General features: G+C 65.4%; 21 protein-coding genes. 16 read left to right on the top strand and 5 right to left on the bottom strand.

The features are described 5' to 3' along the window. Window positions 1–14: 14 nt before the first annotated feature. From FW796_RS22150 to FW796_RS22105, 10 genes are all read left to right on the top strand, one after another. On the top strand, window positions 15–1,376 hold the full coding sequence (locus FW796_RS22150) for a DUF1329 domain-containing protein (protein ID WP_446440035.1): 1,362 nt from the start codon (window positions 15–17) through the stop codon (window positions 1,374–1,376). Between the two features lie 146 nt (window positions 1,377–1,522). Next, window positions 1,523–2,449: a LysR family transcriptional regulator gene (locus FW796_RS22145; RefSeq protein WP_346635746.1), complete on the top strand. Its 927-nt coding sequence runs from the start codon at window positions 1,523–1,525 to the stop codon at window positions 2,447–2,449. Between the two features lie 119 nt (window positions 2,450–2,568). Beyond that, window positions 2,569–3,762, top strand: coding sequence for a M20 aminoacylase family protein (locus tag FW796_RS22140; RefSeq protein ID WP_446440136.1), 1,194 nt, complete (start codon window positions 2,569–2,571; stop codon window positions 3,760–3,762). Between the two features lie 25 nt (window positions 3,763–3,787). Continuing rightward, window positions 3,788–5,080 carry an MFS transporter gene (locus tag FW796_RS22135; protein WP_446440034.1) on the top strand — a complete coding sequence of 431 codons (1,293 nt, stop codon included), beginning with the start codon at window positions 3,788–3,790 and terminating at the stop codon, window positions 5,078–5,080. A 121-nt stretch (window positions 5,081–5,201) separates the two neighbouring features. Beyond that, on the top strand, window positions 5,202–6,299 hold the full coding sequence (locus FW796_RS22130; RefSeq protein ID WP_346635744.1) for a M14 family metallopeptidase: 1,098 nt from the start codon (window positions 5,202–5,204) through the stop codon (window positions 6,297–6,299). A gap of 61 nt (window positions 6,300–6,360) precedes the next feature. Beyond that, the gene (locus FW796_RS22125) at window positions 6,361–6,981 is read left to right on the top strand and encodes a class I SAM-dependent methyltransferase (protein WP_346635743.1); all 621 of its coding nucleotides are present in this window, start codon (window positions 6,361–6,363) and stop codon (window positions 6,979–6,981) included. Window positions 6,982–7,172: 191 nt separating this feature from the next. Next, complete coding sequence (locus FW796_RS22120) at window positions 7,173–7,331, top strand: hypothetical protein (protein ID WP_346635742.1); 159 nt, start codon at window positions 7,173–7,175, stop codon at window positions 7,329–7,331. Between the two features lie 56 nt (window positions 7,332–7,387). After that, window positions 7,388–7,588, top strand: coding sequence for a hypothetical protein (locus tag FW796_RS22115; protein WP_346635741.1), 201 nt, complete (start codon window positions 7,388–7,390; stop codon window positions 7,586–7,588). Then, on the top strand, window positions 7,579–9,789 hold the full coding sequence (locus FW796_RS22110; protein ID WP_446440033.1) for an ankyrin repeat domain-containing protein: 2,211 nt from the start codon (window positions 7,579–7,581) through the stop codon (window positions 9,787–9,789). Before FW796_RS22115 ends, FW796_RS22110 begins: the two co-directional genes overlap by 10 nt. 133 nt (window positions 9,790–9,922) lie before the next feature. Then, on the top strand, window positions 9,923–11,704 hold the full coding sequence (locus FW796_RS22105) for an FAD-dependent oxidoreductase (protein WP_404939409.1): 1,782 nt from the start codon (window positions 9,923–9,925) through the stop codon (window positions 11,702–11,704). 15 nt (window positions 11,705–11,719) lie between these two features. Here the strand turns inward: FW796_RS22105 and FW796_RS22100 are convergent, their stop codons facing one another. Then, the gene (locus FW796_RS22100; RefSeq protein WP_346635738.1) at window positions 11,720–12,772 is read right to left on the bottom strand and encodes a hypothetical protein; all 1,053 of its coding nucleotides are present in this window, start codon (window positions 12,770–12,772) and stop codon (window positions 11,720–11,722) included. A 205-nt stretch (window positions 12,773–12,977) separates the two neighbouring features. On the opposite strand from FW796_RS22100, the gene FW796_RS22095 reads away from it, so the two are divergent. Then, window positions 12,978–13,352, top strand: a complete 375-nt coding sequence (locus tag FW796_RS22095) for a DUF2784 domain-containing protein (RefSeq protein ID WP_346635737.1) — start codon at window positions 12,978–12,980, stop codon at window positions 13,350–13,352. A 145-nt stretch (window positions 13,353–13,497) separates the two neighbouring features. Beyond that, complete coding sequence (locus FW796_RS22090) at window positions 13,498–14,214, top strand: TetR/AcrR family transcriptional regulator (RefSeq protein WP_346635736.1); 717 nt, start codon at window positions 13,498–13,500, stop codon at window positions 14,212–14,214. On the opposite strand, the gene FW796_RS22085 is transcribed toward FW796_RS22090, so the two are convergent. Next, on the bottom strand, window positions 14,211–15,020 hold the full coding sequence (locus tag FW796_RS22085; protein ID WP_446440032.1) for a helix-turn-helix domain-containing protein: 810 nt from the start codon (window positions 15,018–15,020) through the stop codon (window positions 14,211–14,213). The two genes, FW796_RS22090 and FW796_RS22085, sit on opposite strands and share 4 nt — an antisense overlap. Window positions 15,021–15,064: 44 nt before the next feature. Continuing rightward, the gene (locus FW796_RS22080; RefSeq protein WP_446440031.1) at window positions 15,065–15,523 is read right to left on the bottom strand and encodes an N-acetyltransferase family protein; all 459 of its coding nucleotides are present in this window, start codon (window positions 15,521–15,523) and stop codon (window positions 15,065–15,067) included. A 148-nt stretch (window positions 15,524–15,671) separates the two neighbouring features. On the opposite strand from FW796_RS22080, the gene FW796_RS22075 reads away from it, so the two are divergent. Then, entirely contained in the window at window positions 15,672–16,061 is a 390-nt protein-coding gene (locus FW796_RS22075; RefSeq protein ID WP_446440030.1) for a DUF6713 family protein, read from the top strand. A gap of 24 nt (window positions 16,062–16,085) precedes the next feature. Further along, window positions 16,086–16,406 carry a DUF2834 domain-containing protein gene (locus FW796_RS22070; protein ID WP_346635732.1) on the top strand — a complete coding sequence of 107 codons (321 nt, stop codon included), beginning with the start codon at window positions 16,086–16,088 and terminating at the stop codon, window positions 16,404–16,406. Between the two features lie 12 nt (window positions 16,407–16,418). On the opposite strand, the gene FW796_RS22065 is transcribed toward FW796_RS22070, so the two are convergent. Continuing rightward, window positions 16,419–17,774, bottom strand: a complete 1,356-nt coding sequence (locus FW796_RS22065) for an MATE family efflux transporter (protein WP_446440029.1) — start codon at window positions 17,772–17,774, stop codon at window positions 16,419–16,421. 136 nt (window positions 17,775–17,910) lie between these two features. Further along, window positions 17,911–18,894: an acrylyl-CoA reductase (NADPH) gene (gene acuI, locus FW796_RS22060; RefSeq protein WP_446440028.1), complete on the bottom strand. Its 984-nt coding sequence runs from the start codon at window positions 18,892–18,894 to the stop codon at window positions 17,911–17,913. 348 nt (window positions 18,895–19,242) lie between these two features. On the opposite strand from acuI, the gene FW796_RS22055 reads away from it, so the two are divergent. Both FW796_RS22055 and FW796_RS22050 read left to right on the top strand, forming a co-directional pair. After that, window positions 19,243–20,178: an ankyrin repeat domain-containing protein gene (locus FW796_RS22055; protein ID WP_446440027.1), complete on the top strand. Its 936-nt coding sequence runs from the start codon at window positions 19,243–19,245 to the stop codon at window positions 20,176–20,178. A 47-nt stretch (window positions 20,179–20,225) separates the two neighbouring features. Beyond that, the gene (locus FW796_RS22050; protein ID WP_404939399.1) at window positions 20,226–20,672 is read left to right on the top strand and encodes a DUF7832 domain-containing protein; all 447 of its coding nucleotides are present in this window, start codon (window positions 20,226–20,228) and stop codon (window positions 20,670–20,672) included. Window positions 20,673–20,726 lie beyond the last annotated feature (54 nt).

The following is a 20,726-nucleotide window of genomic DNA, read 5'->3' as shown; positions in this document are numbered from 1 at the left end:
TCAAGAGGTTAATCATGAAACATCCCCACCTGTTGCAGATTGGCTGCTTCACCCTGAGCCTGCTGGCCGGCCCGGTATTGGCCGCGGTCTCCAGCGACCAGGCGGCACGCCTGGGCAAGGACCTGACTCCGGTGGGCGCCGAGCGCGCCGGCAACGCCGATGGCAGCCTCCCGGCCTGGACCGGCGGCCTGCCCGAGAGCACCGGCAAGATGGATGCCGACGGCTTCCTGGCAGACCCCTACGCCCAGGAGCAGAAGCTGTTCACCATCACCGCCGACAACGTCGAGCAGTACCGGGACAAGCTCAGCCCTGGCCAATTGGCCCTGTTCAAGCGCTACCCCAAGACCTATCAGATGCCGGTCTTCCGCAGCCATCGCAGCGTCAGCCTGCCGCAGAAGAGCCTCGACGCGACCCTGCTCAACGCCACCCGCACCACCCTGGTGGAAGGCGGCAACGGCCTGGAGAACTACAGCCCCGGCGCCGTGCCCTTCCCGATTCCCAAGGACGGCCTGGAGGTGATCTGGAACCACATCGGCCGCTACCGTGGCGAGAGCCTCAAGCGCATCGTCATGCAGGCCTCGCCCCAGGCCAACGGCAGCTTCACCCCCAGCGTGGTCAAGCAGGAACTGGCCTACCCCACCGGGCTGACGGACTACCAGCCGGCGGAGATGGCCAACATCCTCAACTACTACCGTGAGGAATTCCTTTCCCCGGCGCGCCTGGCCGGCGGTGTGCTGCTGGTCCACGAGACCATCAACCAGGTCAAGGAGCCGCGCATGGCCTGGCAGTACAATGCCGGCCAGCGCCGAGTGCGCCGCGCGCCACAGATCGCCTATGACAGTCCGGCGGCCGAAGGCATGCGTACCCTCGATGACTTCGACCTGTTCAATGGCGCTCCGGACCGCTTTGACTGGAAACTGGTGGGCAAGCAGGAAATGTACATCCCGTACAACAGCTACCGCCTGGAATCGCCCAAGCTCAAATACAGCGAGATCGTCCAGGCCGGGCACCTGAACCCCGCGCACACCCGCTATGAATTGCACCGGGTCTGGCATCTGCAGGCGACCCTCAAGCCCAGCCAGCGCCATGTCTATTCCAAGCGCGACATCTACATCGACGAGGACAGCTGGCAGGCGGCGATCACCGATGCCTACGACGGCCGCGGCGCCCTGTGGCGAGTGGCCGAAGGACACGCCAGCTTCTTCTACGACGTCAAGGTGCCGTCCTTCGCCGCCGAAGCACACTATGACGTGCTCTCCGGCCGCTACGCGGTGAACTCCCTGCGCAACGAAGAGAAGAACAGCTACCAGTTCAACCTGCCCTTCAGCCGCAAGGAGTTCACCCCGTCGGCACTGCGGGCCACAGGAATTCGCTAACCCCGAGGGTGATCCGCCGGCTCCGGGGCCAACACCGCCCCGGAGCATGTTTGTGCCATCGGCCTTACAAATTGGTACTACTCCTATCCCCCATGGCGGGGGTTTTGGCTTAGATTCAAGCCCCCATTCCCACTCGGTACCCCGCCATGAAGCTGCATCAGCTGCGCGCCCTGGTTTCCATCTGCGAAAGCGGCAGCATCCAGGAGGCTTCGCGCCTGCTGCATATCTCACAACCGGCCCTGTCCAAGGGCATCAAGGAACTGGAAGCGGAACTGGGCGTGCCCTTGCTGATCCGCTCCAATCGCGGGATCACCGCCACCGAATACGGCGAGCGCCTGGTACGCCGTGCGCGACTGATCCTGGAAGAGGTTCGCCGCGCTGCAGAGGAAATCGACACCCTCAAGGGGCGCATGGACGGCAAGCTGTCCATCGGTGTCTCGCCGGTCACCCCCGGCCCGCAATTCGTCGCCAGCCTCAATCGCTATCGTCAGCACTACCCCAAGGTGCAGGTGCAGATCCACGAGTTGCGACCGTCCAAGCTCATGGAAGGCCTGCGTGAAGGGCAGCTCGACATGGCCCTGACTTCGCTGCCGCCCTCGCGCAACACCGACGGTTTTCACTGGGAGGAGCTTTACGCCCAGCCCACGGTGCTGGTGGTGCGCAAGGACCATCCGCTGCGCCATGCCCGGCATTTGAGCGAGCTGCAGGAACAGGAGTGGCTGCTGCAGGACTCCCTGGAGCAATCCAAGGTCGGGGTGATGTTCGAGGAAAACGGTGTTGCGCCACCGCAGAATGTCATCGAGTGCGCCTCGGTGGTGCTCTTCGCCGAACTGGCGGTGACCAGCGATGCCATCAGCTATTGGTCGCTGCGGGTCCTGGAAAGTGCGCCGATGCTGATGCAGAAGCTGGAGATCCTGGAGATTGTCGAGCCGGTCCCGCCGATGAACATTTCCCTGGTGTGTCGCGACCAGGAACTGATGACCCGGGAAGCCAAGGCCCTGGCCGATGAACTGATCTACGTCTACAAGGGGCCGTCGAAACCCGTGCCGAACTCGATTCCAGCCATCGCCTGAGGGCGCCCGGCCGCGCACCTTGATAACCACAACCGATAAGCATGCCCAGAGGTGATTATTCAGCGGCGCAAGGCTGGGGCATGCTGCGGGCCACCGTCAGTAGCTCGGAAATGGCCCCCATGACAGCGCCCCACTCTCCCCTGATCCCGCAGATCCTCGCCTGGCAGGACAGCTTCGCCCAGTTGCGCCGGGACCTTCATCAGCACCCGGAACTGGGCTTTGCCGAACAGCGCACCAGTGAGCGAGTCGCCCAGAGCCTGGAGCAGTGGGGTATCGAGGTCCACCGCGGCATCGGCGGCACCGGGGTGGTGGGTGTGCTGCGCAATGGCAACAGCCCCCGCAGCCTGGGAATCCGCGCCGACATGGACGCCCTGCCGATCCTTGAGCAGAGCGGCGTTGAATGGCACAGCCGGCAGCCGGGCACCATGCATGCCTGCGGCCATGACGGGCATACCGCGATCCTGCTTTGCGCTGCCCGCTACCTGGCCGAGACCCGGCAGTTCGACGGCACCGTCAACCTGATCTTCCAGCCGGCCGAGGAAACCCTGGGCGGCGCCCGACGGATGATCGAGGACGGCCTGTTCGAGCGTTTTCCCTGTGACGCGGTCTACGCCCTGCACAATATGTCGACCTTGCCGGTGGGGGTGTTCCTGACCCAGGCCGGGGCCATGAGCGCCTCCTCGGACAACGTGCACATTCGCCTCAAGGGGGTCGGTGGTCATGGCGCCATGCCCCACAAGACCCGAGACCCGGTGGTGGCCGCCGCCGAGCTGGTGCTGGCCCTGCAATCCATCGTTGCGCGCAACGTGCCGGCTGGAGAAGTGGCCGTGATCACCGTGGGTTCGCTGCACGCCGGCGACGCCGCCAACGTGATCCCCGATCACGCCACCCTGGCGCTGAGCGTACGCACCACCAACCCGCAGATCCGCACCCTGCTCAAGCAACGCATAGGTGAAGTGGCCCGGGGCGTCGCCGCCACCCACAACCTGGAACTCGACTATGAGTACGACGAGCGTATCGGCGTGCTGCTCAACACCCCGGCCGAAACCGCCCTGCTGCAACAGGTGGCTCGGGACCTGCTGGGCCCCGAAGGGCTGATGACCAGCATCCCCAGCGGCTTTCTCGGCAGCGAGGATTTCGCCTCGATGCTGGAGCAGCGTCCCGGCTGCTACATCGTCATGGGCAACGGCACCGAAGGTGCCCACGGCTGCATGGTGCACAACCCCGGCTACGACTTTAACGACGCCGCCCTGCCCTATGGCGCCAGCCTCTGGGCGCGGTTGGTGGAAACCGCTCTGCAACGCCCCCAATAACAACAACCAAGGATAAACCGCCGCCATGCCGACACCCGCCGCAAGACCCCGCGCCCTGATCATGGCCCTGCTGATGGCGGTGATGGTCATCAGCGTGCTGGACAAGACCATCTTCGCCTTCGCCGGGGTGCAGATCATCGAGGAACTGCAACTGACCCCGGAGCAGTTCGGCTTTGTCGGCAGCGCCTTCTTTTTTCTCTATTCGATCTCCGGGATCGCCGTGGGCTTTCTCGCCAACCGCTACCCCACCCGCTGGATTCTCACGGTGATGGCGCTGGTCTGGACCAGTGCGCAATTGCTGGTGACCTTCGCCAGCAGCCTCGCCGCCCTGACCGCCAGCCGCCTGCTACTGGGAGCCGGCTGCGGCCCGGGCACGGCGGTGACCCAGCACGCGGCGTTCAAGTGGTTCGGGGCGCGGGAGCAAGTGCTGCCGGCCTCGCTGATCCAGGTGTCGATCATGCTCGGCGGACTGCTGGGAGCCCTGGCCCTGCCCTATGCCATCAGCCACTACGGCTGGCGCACGGCGTACCTGGCCCTGGCCCTGCTGAGCCTGGCCTGGGTCCTGGTCTGGCTGCTGTTCGGTGCTGAAGGGCACGCCGAGCAACACAGCGAGCAACAGCTCGCCGAAGCGCCGATTGCCTACCGCCACCTGCTGCTCAACCGCACCTTCCTGTGGATTTCGCTGATGTGTTTTCTGGCCTACCTGCCCAATGCCCTGTCCTTCAGTTGGTCGGCGGTGTACATGCAAAAGGGCCTGGGCCTGAGCCCGATGCAGACCGGCTACGTGATGTTCGCCGCAACCTTCAGCATTATCCTGCTCAACTTGCTGGTGTCGGGCCTGTCCCAGCGTCTGCTGAAGAATGGAGTGAGCGTGCAACGCAGCCTGGTCGTGCCGCCGATGCTGTGCTGCATGGTCGGAGGCCTGGCCCTGAGCGCCATGGGTTCGGTGTTCGGCGCACTGGAAGAAAAGCTGGTGCTCTATGTGCTGGGCGCCGTGCTGCTCAACGGCGTGTTCGCCTTCGGCATGACCATCACCTCGCACATTTCCCCAGCGCGCCAGCGCGGCGCGATGCTGGCCATCCATGTGGGCTGCATGACCCTGGCTGGCATGCTCGCACCCTGGCTGGTGGGCAAGCTGGTAACCCTGTTCGACAACGACATTGCCCGGGGATTTGAAACCGCGGTCAATGGCATCGGCCTGGCAACCCTGGCCTGCGCCCTGCTGGGATTGTGGGTGATCAACCCGAGCGCCACTCGCGAGCGCCTGCTGGCCAGGGCCGGCGATACGCTGCCAGGGGCAGCCCCGATCCGCGTCTAGCAACGCCTTCTCGCCGGGCCGCCTGGCGGCCCATTCGCTCCCCAGTTCCCCAGGCTCTCCCTGGTGCCGTGGCGCACTGGGGAGGCCGAGGAGCCTCTGTACCCGATCAGGAAGTCTCTCGATGAACCTTGCCAGTTTTTCCGCCAGCTATGCCGAGGCGCGGCGCAAATTTCTCAATGGCTGCGAGCTGCGTGGCCTGCAGGTGGAATCCCATATCCATCCGTTCAAGGGCCGCGACCAGGAAACCCTGGCCATCGACGTCTGCCGGGTGGGGCCCGCCAACGCCCGCAACCTGATGGTGATCAGCAGTGGCTGCCACGGCGTCGAAGGCTTCTGTGGCTCGGCCGTGCAGGTCGATCTGCTGGCGGACGATCACTGGGCCCAGCGCACCGCGTCCCCGGATCTGGCCGTGCTCTACCTGCATGCGCTGAACCCCTACGGCTTCTCCTGGATGCGCCGGGTGACCCACGAAAACGTCGATCTGAATCGCAACTTCCTCGATTTCAGCCAGCCCCTGCCGGACAACCCCGACTACCGTGCCATCCACAATCTGCTGCTGCCCAGGAACTGGCCGGCGAGCATCAGCAGCAGCGCGCGACTGATGCTGTTCGCTGCGCGTCGCGGCCGCTCGGCTCTGCAGTCGGCCATCACTCGCGGTCAGCACAGCCACCCCGACGGCCTGTTCTTCAGCGGCGTGGAACCCAGTTGGAGCAACCTGCAGATTCGCCAGATTCTGCGCCAGCACGCCCGGCACTGCCTGCGTATCGGCTGGATCGACATCCACACGGGCCTGGGCCCCAACGGCGTCGGCGAACGCATTTACAAGGGCCGGGCCAGCGCCGCCGACCTGCAACGGGCCCAGGCTTGGTGGGGCCCCGAGGTGACCAACAGCTTCGATGGCAGCTCCACCTCGGCGCAGTTGAACGGCACCCTGGACCTGGCCGTGATGGAGGAATGTCCCCAGGCGCAATACAACGGCCTGACCCTTGAATACGGCACCTTGCCCGGCCCCCAGGTGCTCAACGCGCTGCGCGCCGAACAATGGCTGCAGCGCAATCCGCTGGCGCCGCGCTCGCGTTTCGAGCAGATCAAGCGACAGATGCGCGACGCGTTCTACGACGACCGCCCGCAATGGCAACAGCAGGTGCTGCAACAGGCCCGGGAAGTGTGCGAACTGACCCGTAAAGGCCTGCTGAGCCCAGACCCGCTGCAAGGCTGAAACCCGGCACAGGATGGCCGGGCTCCGGTAGGATATTGCGCCAATCATCAAGGAGTGATTCATGCCCACACCCGCCCCTGAGGAGTCCGCCCGGTGGGAGGCCTTCTACAAGACTTTCGAGGGTCGCCCGCCTTCGCCCCTGTTGTGCCGCGCCCTGGCCTTGAACCTGCCGGGCATGGATCACCCCCAGGCCATCGACCTGGGCTGCGGCTCGGGCATCGAGACTTGCTTGTTGCTGGAGCGTGGCTGGAGGGTGCTGGCCATCGACCAGGAGGCGTCCGCCATCGAGCGCCTCAAGGACCGCGCCGGAACCCTCGCCGAAGGTCGCCTGCGTGCCGTCCAGGGACACTTCGAAACCCTCGATGAACTGGCGCCGGCACAGCTGATTCACGCCGGACTGGCGTGGCCGTTCTGCCGCCCCGCTGCCTTCGCCCAGTTCTGGCAGATGCAAGTCGAGGCCTTGCAACCCGGCGCATTGCTGGTGGGCCAACTGTTCGGCGAGCGGGATCAATGGGCCACGGCGCCAGACCTGACTTTTCACTCCCGCAGCGCCGTACAGGCACTGTGCACCGGCCTGCACATCGAGCATTTCGAAGAAAGCGAAGGGCTGGGCAAAAGCCTGCGCGGCCCCAAACACAACCACAGGTTCGATCTGATCCTGCGCAAACCCCACACTCCTTGAGCCTTCGCCAACCGCTCTTCGGGCTGTTGCAATCAATCATCGGAGCACCTGCAACCCCAACCTGACGGGCGTTGCAGGGCGCCTGGAATTTTTCTGTTTTTTTGCGCCATCGGCGCCGCCGCCAAGCAATTCCCGCCTGGGTAATCTCGATTCACTGCCAGTTCGGCAGTCATCCAACGGAGATTACCCTCATGTCGAAAAACACCCCTCCCGCCAACCCGTCGCCGATGGACCAGGCGTCGGCCTCGCGCATCACCAGCAGTGCCGCCAAGGCCGGCAAGGGCCAGGTAACGGCGGACAGCTTTGCTGCCCGGGCGCAACGCGCTGCCGCGAAAAACACCAACCCTTGAGCCCGACACCGCCCCCGTCAGTATTGGCTGGCGGGGGCCAGGCCAAGGAGGCCGCCATGTCCCACTACAGCAATGACAAAGACATCGCCAGGCTGGTCAAACAACAATTGCGCCAAGGCTGGCTGTTCCATCGTGGCAAACGCCATGGGAAGCTCACGGCCCCAGGTAAGGGTTCGATCCCGGTGCCCTGCACGCCGAGCGACTGTCGGGCGCTGCTGAACTTCAAACTGATGTTACGGAGGCTCGAATGCCGCTAACCCAATCCCCCTTTCCCAGCCTGGGAGAGTGCTACCAGTTGCTCACGGCAGCCTTCGATACCAAATCCACTGACGCCGCGCGCCGCAAGCAACTGGTCGCCTTGGCCGAGAGCGATCACGACTGGAGCCTGTTTCCCAAGCTCAAGCGCGAGCTGCTGATTGAACCCTTGAGTCAGCTGGACCGTGACTTTGCCCTGTACCTCGAAGCCTTCGTCGATTATCTGCAAGCCCACTACCTCGATCTGGTCAAGAACCTGGGGCTGGATAGCCTGAGCCGCCAGCAGGCCCTGCCGGCGCTGGTGGAACACTACGCCGTACCGGTCGGCGACTTTCTCCAGCAATTGCAACGGCGTTTCAGCGGCCCGCAACTGCCACAGCTGCTGGACAAGGATCAGTTTCCTCTGGGGGTGGTCCTGCAATGGTTCGAACAACAGAGTGGGGATTCGGCCCAGCAACTGGCTCAACGCCTCTATCCCGACAGCAAGGATGCCCGTGATCAACTGGGGCGTTGGCGCAAAGGGCCCCGACAGGCCGATCTGTCGAGTCTCAAGACACTGCTCAGGCCCCTGGAAAAAGTCAGCGACAAGCCACAGTTGGTGGCCGACCTGGGACCCTGGCTGGTGACGGCCCGAGCCCTCGGTCACTTCGACCAGCAATTGCTCGCCGTCGGCCTCCCGGGGTTCAGGCAACAAGTGCTGCACACCCTGCTGCTGGGGCCCGCGGCACAAAGTGGCCGCCAGTCCCTGGAGCGCCTCAACCTTGAGGCCGGGCAGCGCCTGAACATCCTCAAGCCCGGCGCCCAATGGCTGCGGGAACACCTGACGCCGACCCGGGGCAAGGCCGCCGGCAGCCAGGCTCAGGCACGGCAGATGCTAGACGACTTCATCAAGCTGCAGGAGCGCCATGATACGGATGGCCGGACCGGATATTTCAGTGCCTGGTTCGAAGGCCGCTGGCAATTGCTGTCGGGCAACTACTCCACGGCCATGAGGCATTACGACGCGGCCCTGTCAGCGGCCCTGTATCGCGCCGGTCGCTTGCAACTGAACCTGCTGGAGGAGTGCCTGAGCCTGGCGGCGATGCTGCAAGACCGGCCCCGGCTCAAGCGCCTGAAGCACCAGGCGCTGATACTGGGACTGTTCAGTTCCCTGGGCCTTGAGCAAGGCCCGGTGATCAGCGACTGGGAAATCAGCCAGCTGAAGCAGCTTTTTACCCGACTGTTCCCGGCGCTGGGCTTCTTCCCGGAGGCCGAAGACCACAGAGCGCAACCGCAATGGCCGATCCTTGCGTTCGACCCCGCCGAGACCGGGAACATCAAGGTGGACCTGCAACGCCCTGACCGGGTTATTGCGGTCTACACCATCGATCGGCAGAAACGTCGGTATCCGCAATTGCTCTGGTTCGCCTCCGAAGGTCAGGCCGAGGCGGTCCGTGCCCTGTTGCAGCATGGCGCGAACGTCAACCTGAAGGACGAGGCCCAAGGTTCAGCGCTGCTCTGTGCCCTGCAATGCGCCCATGACCGAGGAGAACGCTCGACCCTCGACCTGCTGCTGGACCAGCCTCACGAGGCCGCCACCCTCGACCAGTGCACCCGCAAAAAGCGCCTGACCCCTCTGATGCAGGCCATCGACATGGGCGACGCCAAAGTGGTGGCCAGGCTGCTGCAGATGGGGGCCTCGGCCAATGCTCCCGGGCTCTACCCGGAGCAGACGCCGCTGTACCACTGCCTCGGCAAACTGTGGCAGTTGCAACAACCGGGCAAGGCCATGGACAAGGTACAAAGCCTGATCAAGCAAGCAGACGCGGTGAGCCAAGAGGTGCTGCGCCGTCAGTTGGGCAGCAGCGCTGGAGCCTTCGGCCAGCGCGCGCTCATGGACCCCGATCAGCCGTCGCATCAAGCGATTCTCAAGACCCTGCTGGCAGTGGAACGCGAACGCTGCGATCCCCGGCAGTTGATGCAAATTGCCTACCTGCTGTTGCGTCATGGCGCTGACCCCAATGCCTCTCATGCCTATCCCTGCCCGGGCCGTACGCCGCTGATGGTGGCTGCCGAAGACGATCAGCTGGAACTGTTCAAGGCCATGCTCGCTGTCGGTGGCGACCCGCTGCAACAAGATGAACAAGGCGCCGACTGCTGGAAGATCGCCTTGTGTCACCAAGCCCGGCACGTGCTGGCCTTCCTGCGCGCATCACAGGGTTGAAACCACTCGCAGGCCCATTTTCAAAGTACAAGCCCGGGTTGGTTTGACAGCCTCGCAGCCACTGTGAAATAGTTTTTCAACAATATGGAACATGATTCCATTTTTTATAATTTCACCGAAAAGGCCTGCCATTGTGAGCGAAGCTCCCGCTGAAAACCTCCCGCCCCTGGATTGTGACCTGCTGGTGATCGGCTCCGGCGCTGCCGGCCTGGCCTGTGCCGTGACCGCCGCCTGGCATGGCCTGAAGGTGGTAGTAGTGGAAAAGGATTCCACTTTCGGCGGTGCCAGTGCCTGGTCCGGTGGCTGGATGTGGGTGCCGGGTAATCCTCTGGCGCGCCGCGCCGGCATCCATGAAAACCCGCAACAGCCGCGCACCTACCTCAGGCATGAACTGGGCGAAGGCTACGACGCCGGACGCATCGACGCCTTTCTCGATAACGGACCACAGATGGTGGCCTTCTTCGAACAGCACACCGCCCTGCAGTTCGTCGACGGCAATGGCATTCCGGACATCCACGGCCAGGTGCCCGGGGCCGGTATCGAGGGTCATCAGGTGATCGCCGCGCCCTATGACGCCCGGGCCATTGGTCCCTTGTTGGCGCGCCTGCGCCGGACCATGCGCGAGACCTCGTTCATGGGCATGCCGATCATGGCCGGGGCCGACCTGGGCGCCTTTCTCAGCATGACTCGCTCGTTCAAGTCGCTGTTGCATGTGGGCAAGCGCTTTATCCGCCATCTGCGGGACCTGGCGCTGCATGGCCGGGCCATGCAGCTGGTGAACGGCGTGGCGCTGATTGGCCGGCTGGCGAAATCAGCCCAGGACCTGGGAGTGAATCTGCTGGAGTCGTCGCCGGCCCGTTCGCTGCTACGGGACAACCAGGGGGTGCACGGCGCCCTGATCGACACACCTCAGGGGCCGCGGGAAATCCGTGCCCGTCGCGGCGTGGTCCTGGCGGCCGGTGGTTTTGCCCATGACCCGGTTCGACGTCAGGCGCTGTTTCCCCGAGCGCCAGGCCCTGACGAGCATCTGGCCTTGCCACCCTTGAGCTGCTCGGGGGACGGCATTCGTCTCGGTGAGGCCGCCGGTGCCGTGCTGGCCACTGACCTTGCCAGCCCGGTGGCCTGGGCCCCGGTATCGCGGGTGCGACACGCCGACGGCAGCATCGGCCACTTTCCCCATATCATCGATCGGGCCAAGCCCGGGGTGATCGGGGTGCTGGCCAATGGCAAACGCTTCGTCAACGAGGCCGACGGTTACTACGACTACACCGCAGCCATGGTGGAGGCGGTTCCGGCCGGCGAGGAAGTGGCGTCCTGGCTGATCTGCGATCATCGCTTCCAGCGTCGTTACGGACTGGGTTATGCCCGTCCCTTCCCCCTGCCCGTGGGGCCCCTGGTGCGCAACGGCTACTTGCAACGAGCCGACTCCATCCAGGAGCTGGCGCGGCGTTGCGGCATCGACCCACAAGGCCTGGTCGCCACGGTACAGGCGTTCAACCAGCATGCCCGGCAGGGCCAGGACCCCGAGTTCGGCCGCGGTTCGACGCCCTACAACCGCAAGCAGGGCGACGCCCTGTACCCGGGGCCGAACCCCTGTGTGGCGCCTATCCAGAAAGGGCCATTCTATGGGGTCAAAGTGCTGCCCGGCAGTTTCGGCACCTTTGCCGGGCTCAGGACCACCCCCCAGGCCCAAGTACTGGATCAGACCGGAGCAGTGATCCCGGGGCTGTATGCCGCAGGCACCGACATGGCCAGTGTCATGGGCGGCTTCTACCCGTCCGGGGGCATCAACCTGGGGCCGGCCATGACCTTCGGCTACGTTGCCGGGCGCCATGCCGCAGGCGTCAGTGAGTATGAGGTCATCCTCGAACCAGCCCCTGGGGCAGCTCCCGGACAATGCGCCGCAAGGCACTGACCTGACACCGCGGGTTCATGGGCTCCAGCCGGGGCCCTGCTCCACCAGGGGTGGCGGCGCTTGCAACTGCGCCTCAATCTGCCGCGCCAGGTAATACACCCCGGCCATGACCCCGTGCTCAGGGTCATGCAACTGCTTGAGCCAGGCCTGATCGAAGGCCGTGCCCAGGTCGCGGCGGGTCTGCGCCTGCAGATCCTCGCGCTCATTGTTCTGGACCAGGGCCCGTACTCCCGCCACACCCACGGAAATCAGCGCTCCGGCCACCCGCCCCACCGCGGCGGCCACAGCACCGGCCACACCGCGACTGGCGAACTGCGCCTGAAGTTTCTCACTGGTGACCTGGGCCACCTGGGACACACCCGGCGCAGCAGCCCCCGGGGCGGTCGCCGGCCCGGCATGAATCTGCTGCAACAGCGGCCCATAGGCCGGCAGACGGGCCACCGGCTCCACCTGCAGCAGTTGCTGCAGCGAAGCGCGCTGGCCGGCCTGGGGCCCAAGATCGATGGCGATGATCCGTGCCAGATGCTGATCCAGCTGCGGCGCGGGCAACTGATGACGCGCGGTGCTGAGCTGCACCTGCTGACGCAGCAACTGCACATAGAACTCCATGGCCTCGCCGGTAATGCCATCGGCATCGATCTCCAGCGCCACCGGTGCCAGGACCCGCTGCTGATACTGCTCCTGCAGGTAACCGGCCAGACGCCTCGATGCCTGTGCCTCATCGCCCCGGCTGTTCAACGAATACCAGCCGACCTTGAGCGACAGCCACTCCTGGGTCCAGTAGCCACTGAACCAGGGAATGAAGTTTTCCTCGGTCTGCTGATAGATCCGTGTGCGCCAATGCTCCATGGAGCCCTGGGCATAGACTTCAGCCTGCAGAGTGGCAGAGCGGGAGGCGTCCAGCAGTTCACCCTCCACCTGACGCCAGACGGCCGGACTGACCGGCGCCGGAGCGACGGGTTGCGCGACACGGCTGGCGCAGCCGGGAAGGAGCAATACCAGCACCGCCAGCCCCAGGCTGAACAACCAGGACCTGCGGCGATGGCAGCGCAGCGCCAGTGAGCACAAGGCACGTCCCTCCCTGAAAGGCAAGGCAAGGCAAGGCCAGGCTCGAAAGACCGGCCTGGCCTACTTGCAGTATAGGTAGCGCCACTGCGACGTCCGGGGCGTTTTGCCAGGCGCTCGCGCGATGGTCACCCACGACGCCTCCGGCATCGGTATATTGCCCGGGGCGCCCGCGCCACGGACCTGCCTCCCCCAACAAGGAACCTTCATGCTCTACCGCATCGCCGCTGACAGCCTGGTGCTGTTTCACCTGTCATTCATCGTCTTCGTGCTGCTGGGAGGCCTGCTGGTGCTGCGCCATCCACGGCTGATGCTGCTGCACCTGCCCGCCGCGGCCTGGGGTGTGGCGGTGGAAGTCTTGCACCTGGAATGCCCGCTGACCCGCTGGGAAAACCTGTTGCGCCACGCGGCCGGCCAGGATGGCTACGGGGCCGGGTTCATCGAGCACTACCTGATCCCACTGATCTACCCTGCCGGGCTGACGCCGGGCATCCAGCTCTGGCTGGGCAGCCTGGTACTGCTGATCAACCTTTCGGTCTACGGCTATCTGGCACGGCGCTGGAGCCGTACCCGCCACGCCTGAAGCCTCCCCCCTGCTTACCGGAGCGGTCAGCCCGCTCCGGCCTTGCCCTTCCCCCCTCGTCATCCCTGATAGCAGCGGTGGAGCCTGACGCAGAGATTTCGCTATATACTTTTGTATATTGCGAATTCGCACCACGAGACGCCCCATGCATCGCCCCTCACCCAGCATCGATACCCCCGCCCCGCAGCCCCCGGGACAGCCTCCGGCCGCCCGCGAGCGGCGCTCCCGATCACGCCACCGCCAGCTGATTCTCGATGCCGCCCGCAACGAATTCGCCGCCCGGGGCTTCAGTGCCTGCCAGACCCTGGATATCGCCCTGCGCGCCGGAGTGCCCAAGGCCAATCTCTATTACTACTTCCACACCAAGGAAAATCTCTACGCCGAAGTCCTGCAGCCCTTGCTGGAACCCTTGCGTCAGGCTTCGCTGCTGCTGCACGAGGACGCCGATCCCGGACCGGCCCTCCAGGCCTATATCGAAGCCAGGATGCACATCGTCCAGGGGTTTCCCCTGCGCTCGAAGATTCTCTGCAGTGAGCTGCTGCATGGCGCGCAACAGCTGCCGGTCACCTGGCGCGAAAGCCTGGAGACACAGAATCGCCGTGAAATCGCCTGCCTGCGCAACTGGGCCGAACGAGGCCTGATAGCCGCCGTCGACCCGGCGCACCTGTTGCTGTTCATCGGCGCGGCGACCCAGACCTATCCCACCCTCGGCTGGCAGATCGCCCTGCTCAACGGCGGTGATGAGGCGGTTGCCGCGGACTTCCAGGCCGTCGCCAGCACCCTGACTCGAATGGTCCTGGCCGGCGCACTGCCGACGGCGCCCCACAGCCCCGGCCAATCGGCCCGTGCCTTGGCGATCTAGGACGGATCGGCCTCGCAGGCCTGGGTCAAGGCCTGCCAGGTGGCCTGATCGGCGGGGATCAAGTGCTCGATGCGCAATGACGCCACAGTGATGTCCTGGGGCATGCCGAAGGTGGTGAAGGTGGAGAGAAAACGCAGCTCGCCCCTGGGCCCGCGCACCCGGGTCAGCAGCAACGGCGTGCTCAGGCTTGCGGCACTCGCCAACTCGCCGGGGAACGGCAGGCTCGCCAGCAGCGCCGCCAGCCCCGGCTGTTGCGCCGCTTCCCGGGCCGCCCGCTGCCAAGCCACCTGACGGATCTCCTCGGCGTTGATCAGACAGTCACCAAAACCACCGGGCAGCAGCAGGCTCGCCAACAGATTGAAGCCTTGCTCCAGCGCCGTCGGTGGCAGCCCCAAAAGCCCGAACAAGACCGCGGTGGCGCGGTTGGCGGCCAGTACCTGCCAGCCGCTGTCGATGACAATGGCCGGCGCCGGGTTGTTGGCCTGGAGCAGGTGCATCAGCGCCGCGCGTACCGGCTCCAGGCCCGGATCGCTCAACGGCAAGGCGGCATAACGGGGGGCGTAGCTGGCGGCGAGATACACCCGATTGCGTGTTTCCAGCGGGGTATCCAGAGTGCTCAGCACACTGTGCAGCAGCGCCGGGCTGGGCTGCGCCCGGCCCGTCTCGACACAGCTCAGATGCCGTTGCGACATGCCCGCCTGCAACGCCAGGTCCAGCTGGCTCAAGCGTGCCTGCCGCCGCAGCTGGCGTAGCTGCGCGCCGACCGACAGCGCTGGCGCGGGAACGCGTTCAAGGGGTTCGAGCATCGGGTTTGGTCATCCTTTGGGTGGAGTAGCCGCTGGGGCGCGGCTCAGCGAACAGCCTTGAAAAAGATCAGTTCAGGATCGTTCTCGTCCAGGTTCTCGACCACCCCGCTGGGGCGGAAACCGGCCTTGGCCAGCAACCCCTGGGCCGCCCGATTGGAACGGTTGGTGGAGGTGAACAGCTTGCTCGTCCGACAAGCCTTCTCGGCGGCAACGAGCAGCCGTTGTGCCACACCCTGACGCTGCTGCCCGGGCGCCACAACCACCAGGGAGACAAACCCCTGATCGAAAAAATCATGATTGAGCAACACATAGCCAGCGATCCTGTCGCACACCACTTCGACCCACAGCTGGCCCCGCCCGACCGCCTCGCCAAGCGCCTGGCCGCGGCTGGCATGGGATTGTGCGTAGGCATCAAAGCCGAGCATGGCCGGCACATCGTCGGGCCGTGCCTCACGGATCAACCGCGGGATACCAGACTGGGGAAGCTGTTCGTTGTCGCTCATCGCTACCCATTCCTTGAAGGTGATTGTCGTCCTGTGTCGCCCAGCTGAGCGCTTGTGCGCCACGCCTGTCTATGACCTGGGAGGTCATTGAGTGGCCCGGGGGTTGCCACTTAGCCTGTTCGCTCCCCGTAGTTCAAGGAGTTTAACGGTGAGAAAAACCCTCTGGCGCCTATGCCTGGCCTTGTTCGCCGGCCATGAACTGGACGCCGTGGCCCAAGCTGAGTGGCGCCTGCTGTATGGCTTGCGCGACCTCGACCCAGCGCTTGGCCAGCAGTGGTTCATTGCGCTGCATGTACCGCTGTGCACCGCGCTGATGTGGCTGGCCGGGCACCCGCGCCAGGCCATACGACGCACCAGTCGGCAACTGCTGGCCGCCTTTGCGGTGGTCCATGCCGGGCTGCATTACAACATTCAGCAGCACCCGCTGTATCTCTTCGATTCGCTGCTCTCGCAAACGCTGATCGTCGCCTGCGCCGCCACCGGCCTGCTCTACCTGATGCTGGACCTGGGCCGGCAACGCTCGCCGTGCCGCGACTGACTCCCTCACCACTAGGAACCCGCCATGCCCCGTCCCTATCTTGCTCTGCTGGCCCTGCTGGCCTTCAGTGCCTATACCCTGTTCACCCTGCTCCAGGCACAGCAGTCGCTGCTGCAATTCGGTGTGCAACTGCTGTCGCAAGCCGACACCGCGCAGGTGGTCATCGACCTGTACCTGATGGCGCTGCTGGCTGGACTGTGGATGCTGCGAGACGCCCGGGCCCGCGGACGCTCGGCGCTGTCGGTGCTGCCCTACCTGCTGCTGACGGCGCTCTTCGTCTCCATCGGGCCGTTGCTGTACATCGTGGTCAACGGCTTTGGCCGCGGCTCGCCCCGCAGCGCCTGAGCGGCGACGGCCTCAGATCAGCCGCTGGATCTGCTTGTGCCGCCAGACCAGCTTGAAGTAGCCGGTCTGCAGCACCAGCATGGTCAGGTAGGCCACCGGGAACGCCATCCACACCCCTTGCAGGCCGAAGTGCGCGTCCAGCAGATAGGCCATCGGCACCTGCACCCCGAGGATGCAGAAAATCGAGATCGCCACCGGCATCAGCACCGTGCCGCTGGCGCGCATGATGCCGCCCACCACCGCCTGGAAGCCGAACACCAGGATGCTCCAGAGCATGATGTGCAGCAGGTGTTCGGCCTGCACCAGGGCTGCCGGGTCGATGATGAACAGCCCCAGCAGCCAGTGGGAAATCAGGTAGCCCAGCAACACCAGGGCCCCGGTCAGGCACAGGTTGATCGCCAGCCCCGTGCGCAGGATCGGGGTGATGCGCTCCAGGCGCCCGGCGCCGATGGCCTGGGCACCGAGGATCGACGCGGTGATGGCGATCGACAATGCCGGGAACTGCACATAGTTGACGATCTGGGTCACCGCACCATAGGCCGCCGTGGCCTGGGAACCGTGGCGGTTGACCAGGGCCAGGATCACCAGTTCGGAGAGTGAGATCACCACCATCTGCACCCCGGTGGGCAGGCCGATGCGCAGCACCTTGGCGAGAATCGCCCGGTCCAGCTTCATCGCCGCGAACAACGTCCGGTCCGGGGCCAGGGGATGGGCCCGGCCACTCAAGCGCCAGACCAGAAAAACCATGGCCAGAATGTTGCCCACCAGCCCGGCGAACGCCGCGCTCTGGATGCCCATGGGTGGCAGGCCCAGCCAACCGCGAATCAGCGCCGGGGTCAGGAGCAGGCCCACCAGGGTCGAAACGATCAGCGCCAGCAGCGGCGACAGGGTATCGCTGACACCCCGCAGCAACTGAGTGAAGAGCACGAACACCAGCAGCAGCGGCATGATCAGCATCATCACCCGGGCATAGCCCACCGCATCGTCCAGCACATCCAGGGGCGTGCCCAGCCCCTGCAACGCCGGCCGCGCAAACAGCATGCCCAGCACCGCCCCCAGCAACCCGATCAACGCGCCGAGCAACAGGGTGCTACCGGCCACCGCCTTGACCGTGCCCAGCTCCCGGGCGCCCCAGGCCTGGCCGATCAGCACCGAGGCCCCCGCGCCCAGGCCGATCACCAGGGCAATGAAAAAGAACACGATGGGGAACATCCCCGACACCGCGGCCAGGGCCTGGGTCCCCAGCATCTGCCCGATGTAGATGCCGTTGAGGGTGCCGGAGAACGACTGCAGGAAGTTCGACAACACCATGGGCAGCAGGAAGATCAGGTACACCTGCCAGAGCGGCCGCTGAACGGGAATCGACATGGAACAGGCAACCTCGGATCAAGAGGACGAAGGGCCGCGAAGCAGCCCCGTGGCACGGGGCTCGCGTCGGTCCTGGAAGGTGCAGCAACGAAGGCCGCGCGCGGCGTTCCGGCAGCGCAGCGGCCCGAGGTTTATATCAGTGGTTGACGTCCACCACCACCCGCCCGCGGACCTTGCCTTCGAGCAGTTCACGGGCGACGGTCAACGCCTCTTCCAAGCCCACTTCGCGGGTGATTCGCTGCAGATGCTGCTGGTCCACCTCGGCAGCCAGGCGCTCCCAGGCATGCACCCGCTCGTGGTAGGGACGGGTCACGCTGTTGATCCCCAGCAAGCTCACACCACGCAGAATGAAGGGCGCCACCGAGGCCGGAAAATCCATGCCCTGGGCCAACCCGCAGGCGGCCACCAGGCCATCGGCGGCGGTGCCGGCACAGACGTTGGCCAGGGTGTGGCTGCCCACCGAATCGATGGCCGCCGCCCAGCGTTCCTTGGCCAGCGGGCGCCCTGGCTCGGACAGTTCGGCACGCTCGATGATACGGCTGGCCCCCAGCGCCTTGAGGTAGTCGGCCTCTTCCGGCCGCCCGGTGGCGGCGATCACCGAGTAGCCCAGGCGCGACAGCAAGCTGATGGCAAAGCTGCCAACGCCGCCGCTGGCGCCGGTGACCAGCACCTCGCCGTGCTCGGGGGTCAGGCCGCTGCGTTCCAGGGCGATCAGGCACAGCATGGCGGTGTAGCCGGCAGTGCCGATGGCCATGGCCTGGCGCGCGCTGAAGGCTTCGGGCAGGTGGATCAGCCAGTCCCCCTGCAACCGGGCCTTCTGCGCCAGCCCGCCCCAATGGCTCTCGCCCACGCCCCAGCCATTGAGCAGCACCTGCTCCCCCGGGCGAAAGCGCGGATGGCTGCTGGCTTCGACGGTGCCTGCCAGGTCGATTCCGGGGACCATGGGAAACTGCCGCACCACCGGGCTCTTGCCAGTGATCGCCAGGGCGTCCTTGTAGTTCAGGGTGCTGTAGGCCACCCGCACCGTGACATCGCCTTCAGGCAGTTGCGCCTCCTGCAGTTCGCTCAGATGGGCGCGATAAGCTGCTGTGTCTTTGTCGATCACAATGGCCTTGAACATCTTGGACTCCTGTTGGCAAGGGAGGCTGCAGCGCTGGCTGCAACGGCGTAGAGCGCGAACGCGCCATCCTACGCAAGCCTTCGGAAGGCGTCCATGAACACCCCGCCCGCCTCAGGATGGCTCCGGTGGCCGGGCCGGCGCTGCCTGTCATTGATCGCCCCTGACCCCGGTCCCGGCCAGCGAAGCTCGAAATGGCCCGGGCCGCACCCAGCGTCCCGTATCGCAGCGTAGCCCGGCGCGACTGCCCTGCCAGATCGGCGGTGAGGGGCGTATCGGGCGTGGCAAAAACGGCGCGTGGAGCGTTACCATGCCGCGGCGTTTCTACCCTGACCGAACGGATTCTCGACCTTGTCTCACCTACTGGAAAAAGCCGCCGCACGCGGCGATCTCGCGGCCCTCGAGCGTCTCCTTGATGCTGGCGCGGACCTTGAATGGCAGCACAAGGGCACCGGCCGCACGGCCCTTTTGACCGCCACTATTGCCGGGCACCGGCCGGCCGTGGCGCTGCTGCTGGCCCGTGGTGCGAATGTCCAGCAACCGTGCAAGGCCCTGGGCTACAGCCCCCTGGCCTGGGCCGCCAGCCATGGCGATAGCGCCATGGCCGAGTTGCTGATCGCCCATGGCGCAGCGCTCGAACACGCCAGCCCCGAACTGCAACGCACTGCGCTGATGAACGCCGCCCAGGACGGGCACGAGGCAATGGTGACCTTGCTGCTCAAAGCCGGCGCCGATCCCCTGCGCCTGGACTTCCAGCAACGCAATGCCTGGTCCCTGGCCGAAGAGAAGGGCCATACCCAGATCATGCAACAGCTGGTGCAGGCCGGTGCCGGGGCGCCGCCAGCGTCCGCACCGGCCCCTTCCCTGCCCTGGCCGCCACTGGCGCCTGGCAATGACAACAGTGGCGATCCGGTCACCCAGGTGCGGGCCTATACCCTGGCCCTGGAGGCCTGGGAACAGCGGGGCAATGCCCTCGGTCACGAGGCTGTCGACGCCGCCTTCTGGGCTGAACCGCAACAGCTTCTCGAGCGTTTCTGCACCCTGCGGCCGCGGGCCTATCCCCGAGCCTCCTACGGTTACCCCACAACCTACTCCGAGGCCGACGAACTCCTGGGCTGTCAGCTGCTCAAGCCCGCCCAGGCCGAAGTGCTGGTGCGTGATCCGGCCTCCCGGGCGCTGTGCTACGAGCATCGTTTCCTGGTCAAACGGGTCGCGGGGCAATGGCGCATCGACAGCGTCAAGCGGCGCCTGGCCGGCACCGCGCAATGGACCAACGCCATTCTTTGACGCCCCTGCAACTTGCACGCCCCTCTCACCTTTCAGGACCTGCCCCCATGAAATACGACGACGCCTCCTGGCACTACGGTGGCGACTTCCCCGCCGACCTGCCCACCACGGCCGGAGCCACCCACATCGGCCTGTTCCTGGCCTGGATGCTGATCAATGACTTTGCCAGCGAGGAGTTGCTGGACGATGTCGAGGAGGAGATTGGCCAAGTCCAGGCCCGCACCCTCGATGGCCGCGAGTTCCTGTTGCGGATACTGGATGAAAAGCTCAGCGACGGCGATTTCAACGACGAAGGCAATGCCTTTGCCCTGGCCTACTACAAAGGGCGGGACAGCGGTCGGTTTTCCAGCGACTACGAACAGATCCTGGCCCCCGAGCCCGGCACCATCTACCGGGTGGAAAACAGCTGGAGCAACTACGACCGGCTGGCATCGGTGATGGACCAGCGACTGGCGCACTGGCGCACCATGGGGCGACCACAGTACATCGACTGAGCACCGGATGCCGGCAATTGTGGTTAAATGCCGCCCCCGAAAATCGCCGGTTCC

Source organism: Pseudomonas sp. 910_21 (assembly GCF_052850735.1).
This window is presented reverse-complemented; position numbering and strand designations above follow the sequence as displayed.

Coding starts and splice junctions, on each gene's coding strand:
- FW796_RS22135 (WP_446440034.1), top strand. CDS start 3,788: ATGCCGACACCCGCCGCAAGACCCCGCGCCCTGATCATGGCCCTGCTG.
- acuI (WP_446440028.1), bottom strand. CDS start 18,894: ATGTTCAAGGCCATTGTGATCGACAAAGACACAGCAGCTTATCGCGCC.
- FW796_RS22150 (WP_446440035.1), top strand. CDS start 15: ATGAAACATCCCCACCTGTTGCAGATTGGCTGCTTCACCCTGAGCCTG.
- FW796_RS22090 (WP_346635736.1), top strand. CDS start 13,498: ATGCATCGCCCCTCACCCAGCATCGATACCCCCGCCCCGCAGCCCCCG.
- FW796_RS22085 (WP_446440032.1), bottom strand. CDS start 15,020: ATGCTCGAACCCCTTGAACGCGTTCCCGCGCCAGCGCTGTCGGTCGGC.
- FW796_RS22110 (WP_446440033.1), top strand. CDS start 7,579: ATGCCGCTAACCCAATCCCCCTTTCCCAGCCTGGGAGAGTGCTACCAG.
- FW796_RS22115 (WP_346635741.1), top strand. CDS start 7,388: ATGTCCCACTACAGCAATGACAAAGACATCGCCAGGCTGGTCAAACAA.
- FW796_RS22145 (WP_346635746.1), top strand. CDS start 1,523: ATGAAGCTGCATCAGCTGCGCGCCCTGGTTTCCATCTGCGAAAGCGGC.
- FW796_RS22130 (WP_346635744.1), top strand. CDS start 5,202: ATGAACCTTGCCAGTTTTTCCGCCAGCTATGCCGAGGCGCGGCGCAAA.
- FW796_RS22065 (WP_446440029.1), bottom strand. CDS start 17,774: ATGTCGATTCCCGTTCAGCGGCCGCTCTGGCAGGTGTACCTGATCTTC.
- FW796_RS22070 (WP_346635732.1), top strand. CDS start 16,086: ATGCCCCGTCCCTATCTTGCTCTGCTGGCCCTGCTGGCCTTCAGTGCC.
- FW796_RS22050 (WP_404939399.1), top strand. CDS start 20,226: ATGAAATACGACGACGCCTCCTGGCACTACGGTGGCGACTTCCCCGCC.
- FW796_RS22095 (WP_346635737.1), top strand. CDS start 12,978: ATGCTCTACCGCATCGCCGCTGACAGCCTGGTGCTGTTTCACCTGTCA.
- FW796_RS22140 (WP_446440136.1), top strand. CDS start 2,569: ATGACAGCGCCCCACTCTCCCCTGATCCCGCAGATCCTCGCCTGGCAG.
- FW796_RS22125 (WP_346635743.1), top strand. CDS start 6,361: ATGCCCACACCCGCCCCTGAGGAGTCCGCCCGGTGGGAGGCCTTCTAC.
- FW796_RS22120 (WP_346635742.1), top strand. CDS start 7,173: ATGTCGAAAAACACCCCTCCCGCCAACCCGTCGCCGATGGACCAGGCG.
- FW796_RS22080 (WP_446440031.1), bottom strand. CDS start 15,523: ATGAGCGACAACGAACAGCTTCCCCAGTCTGGTATCCCGCGGTTGATC.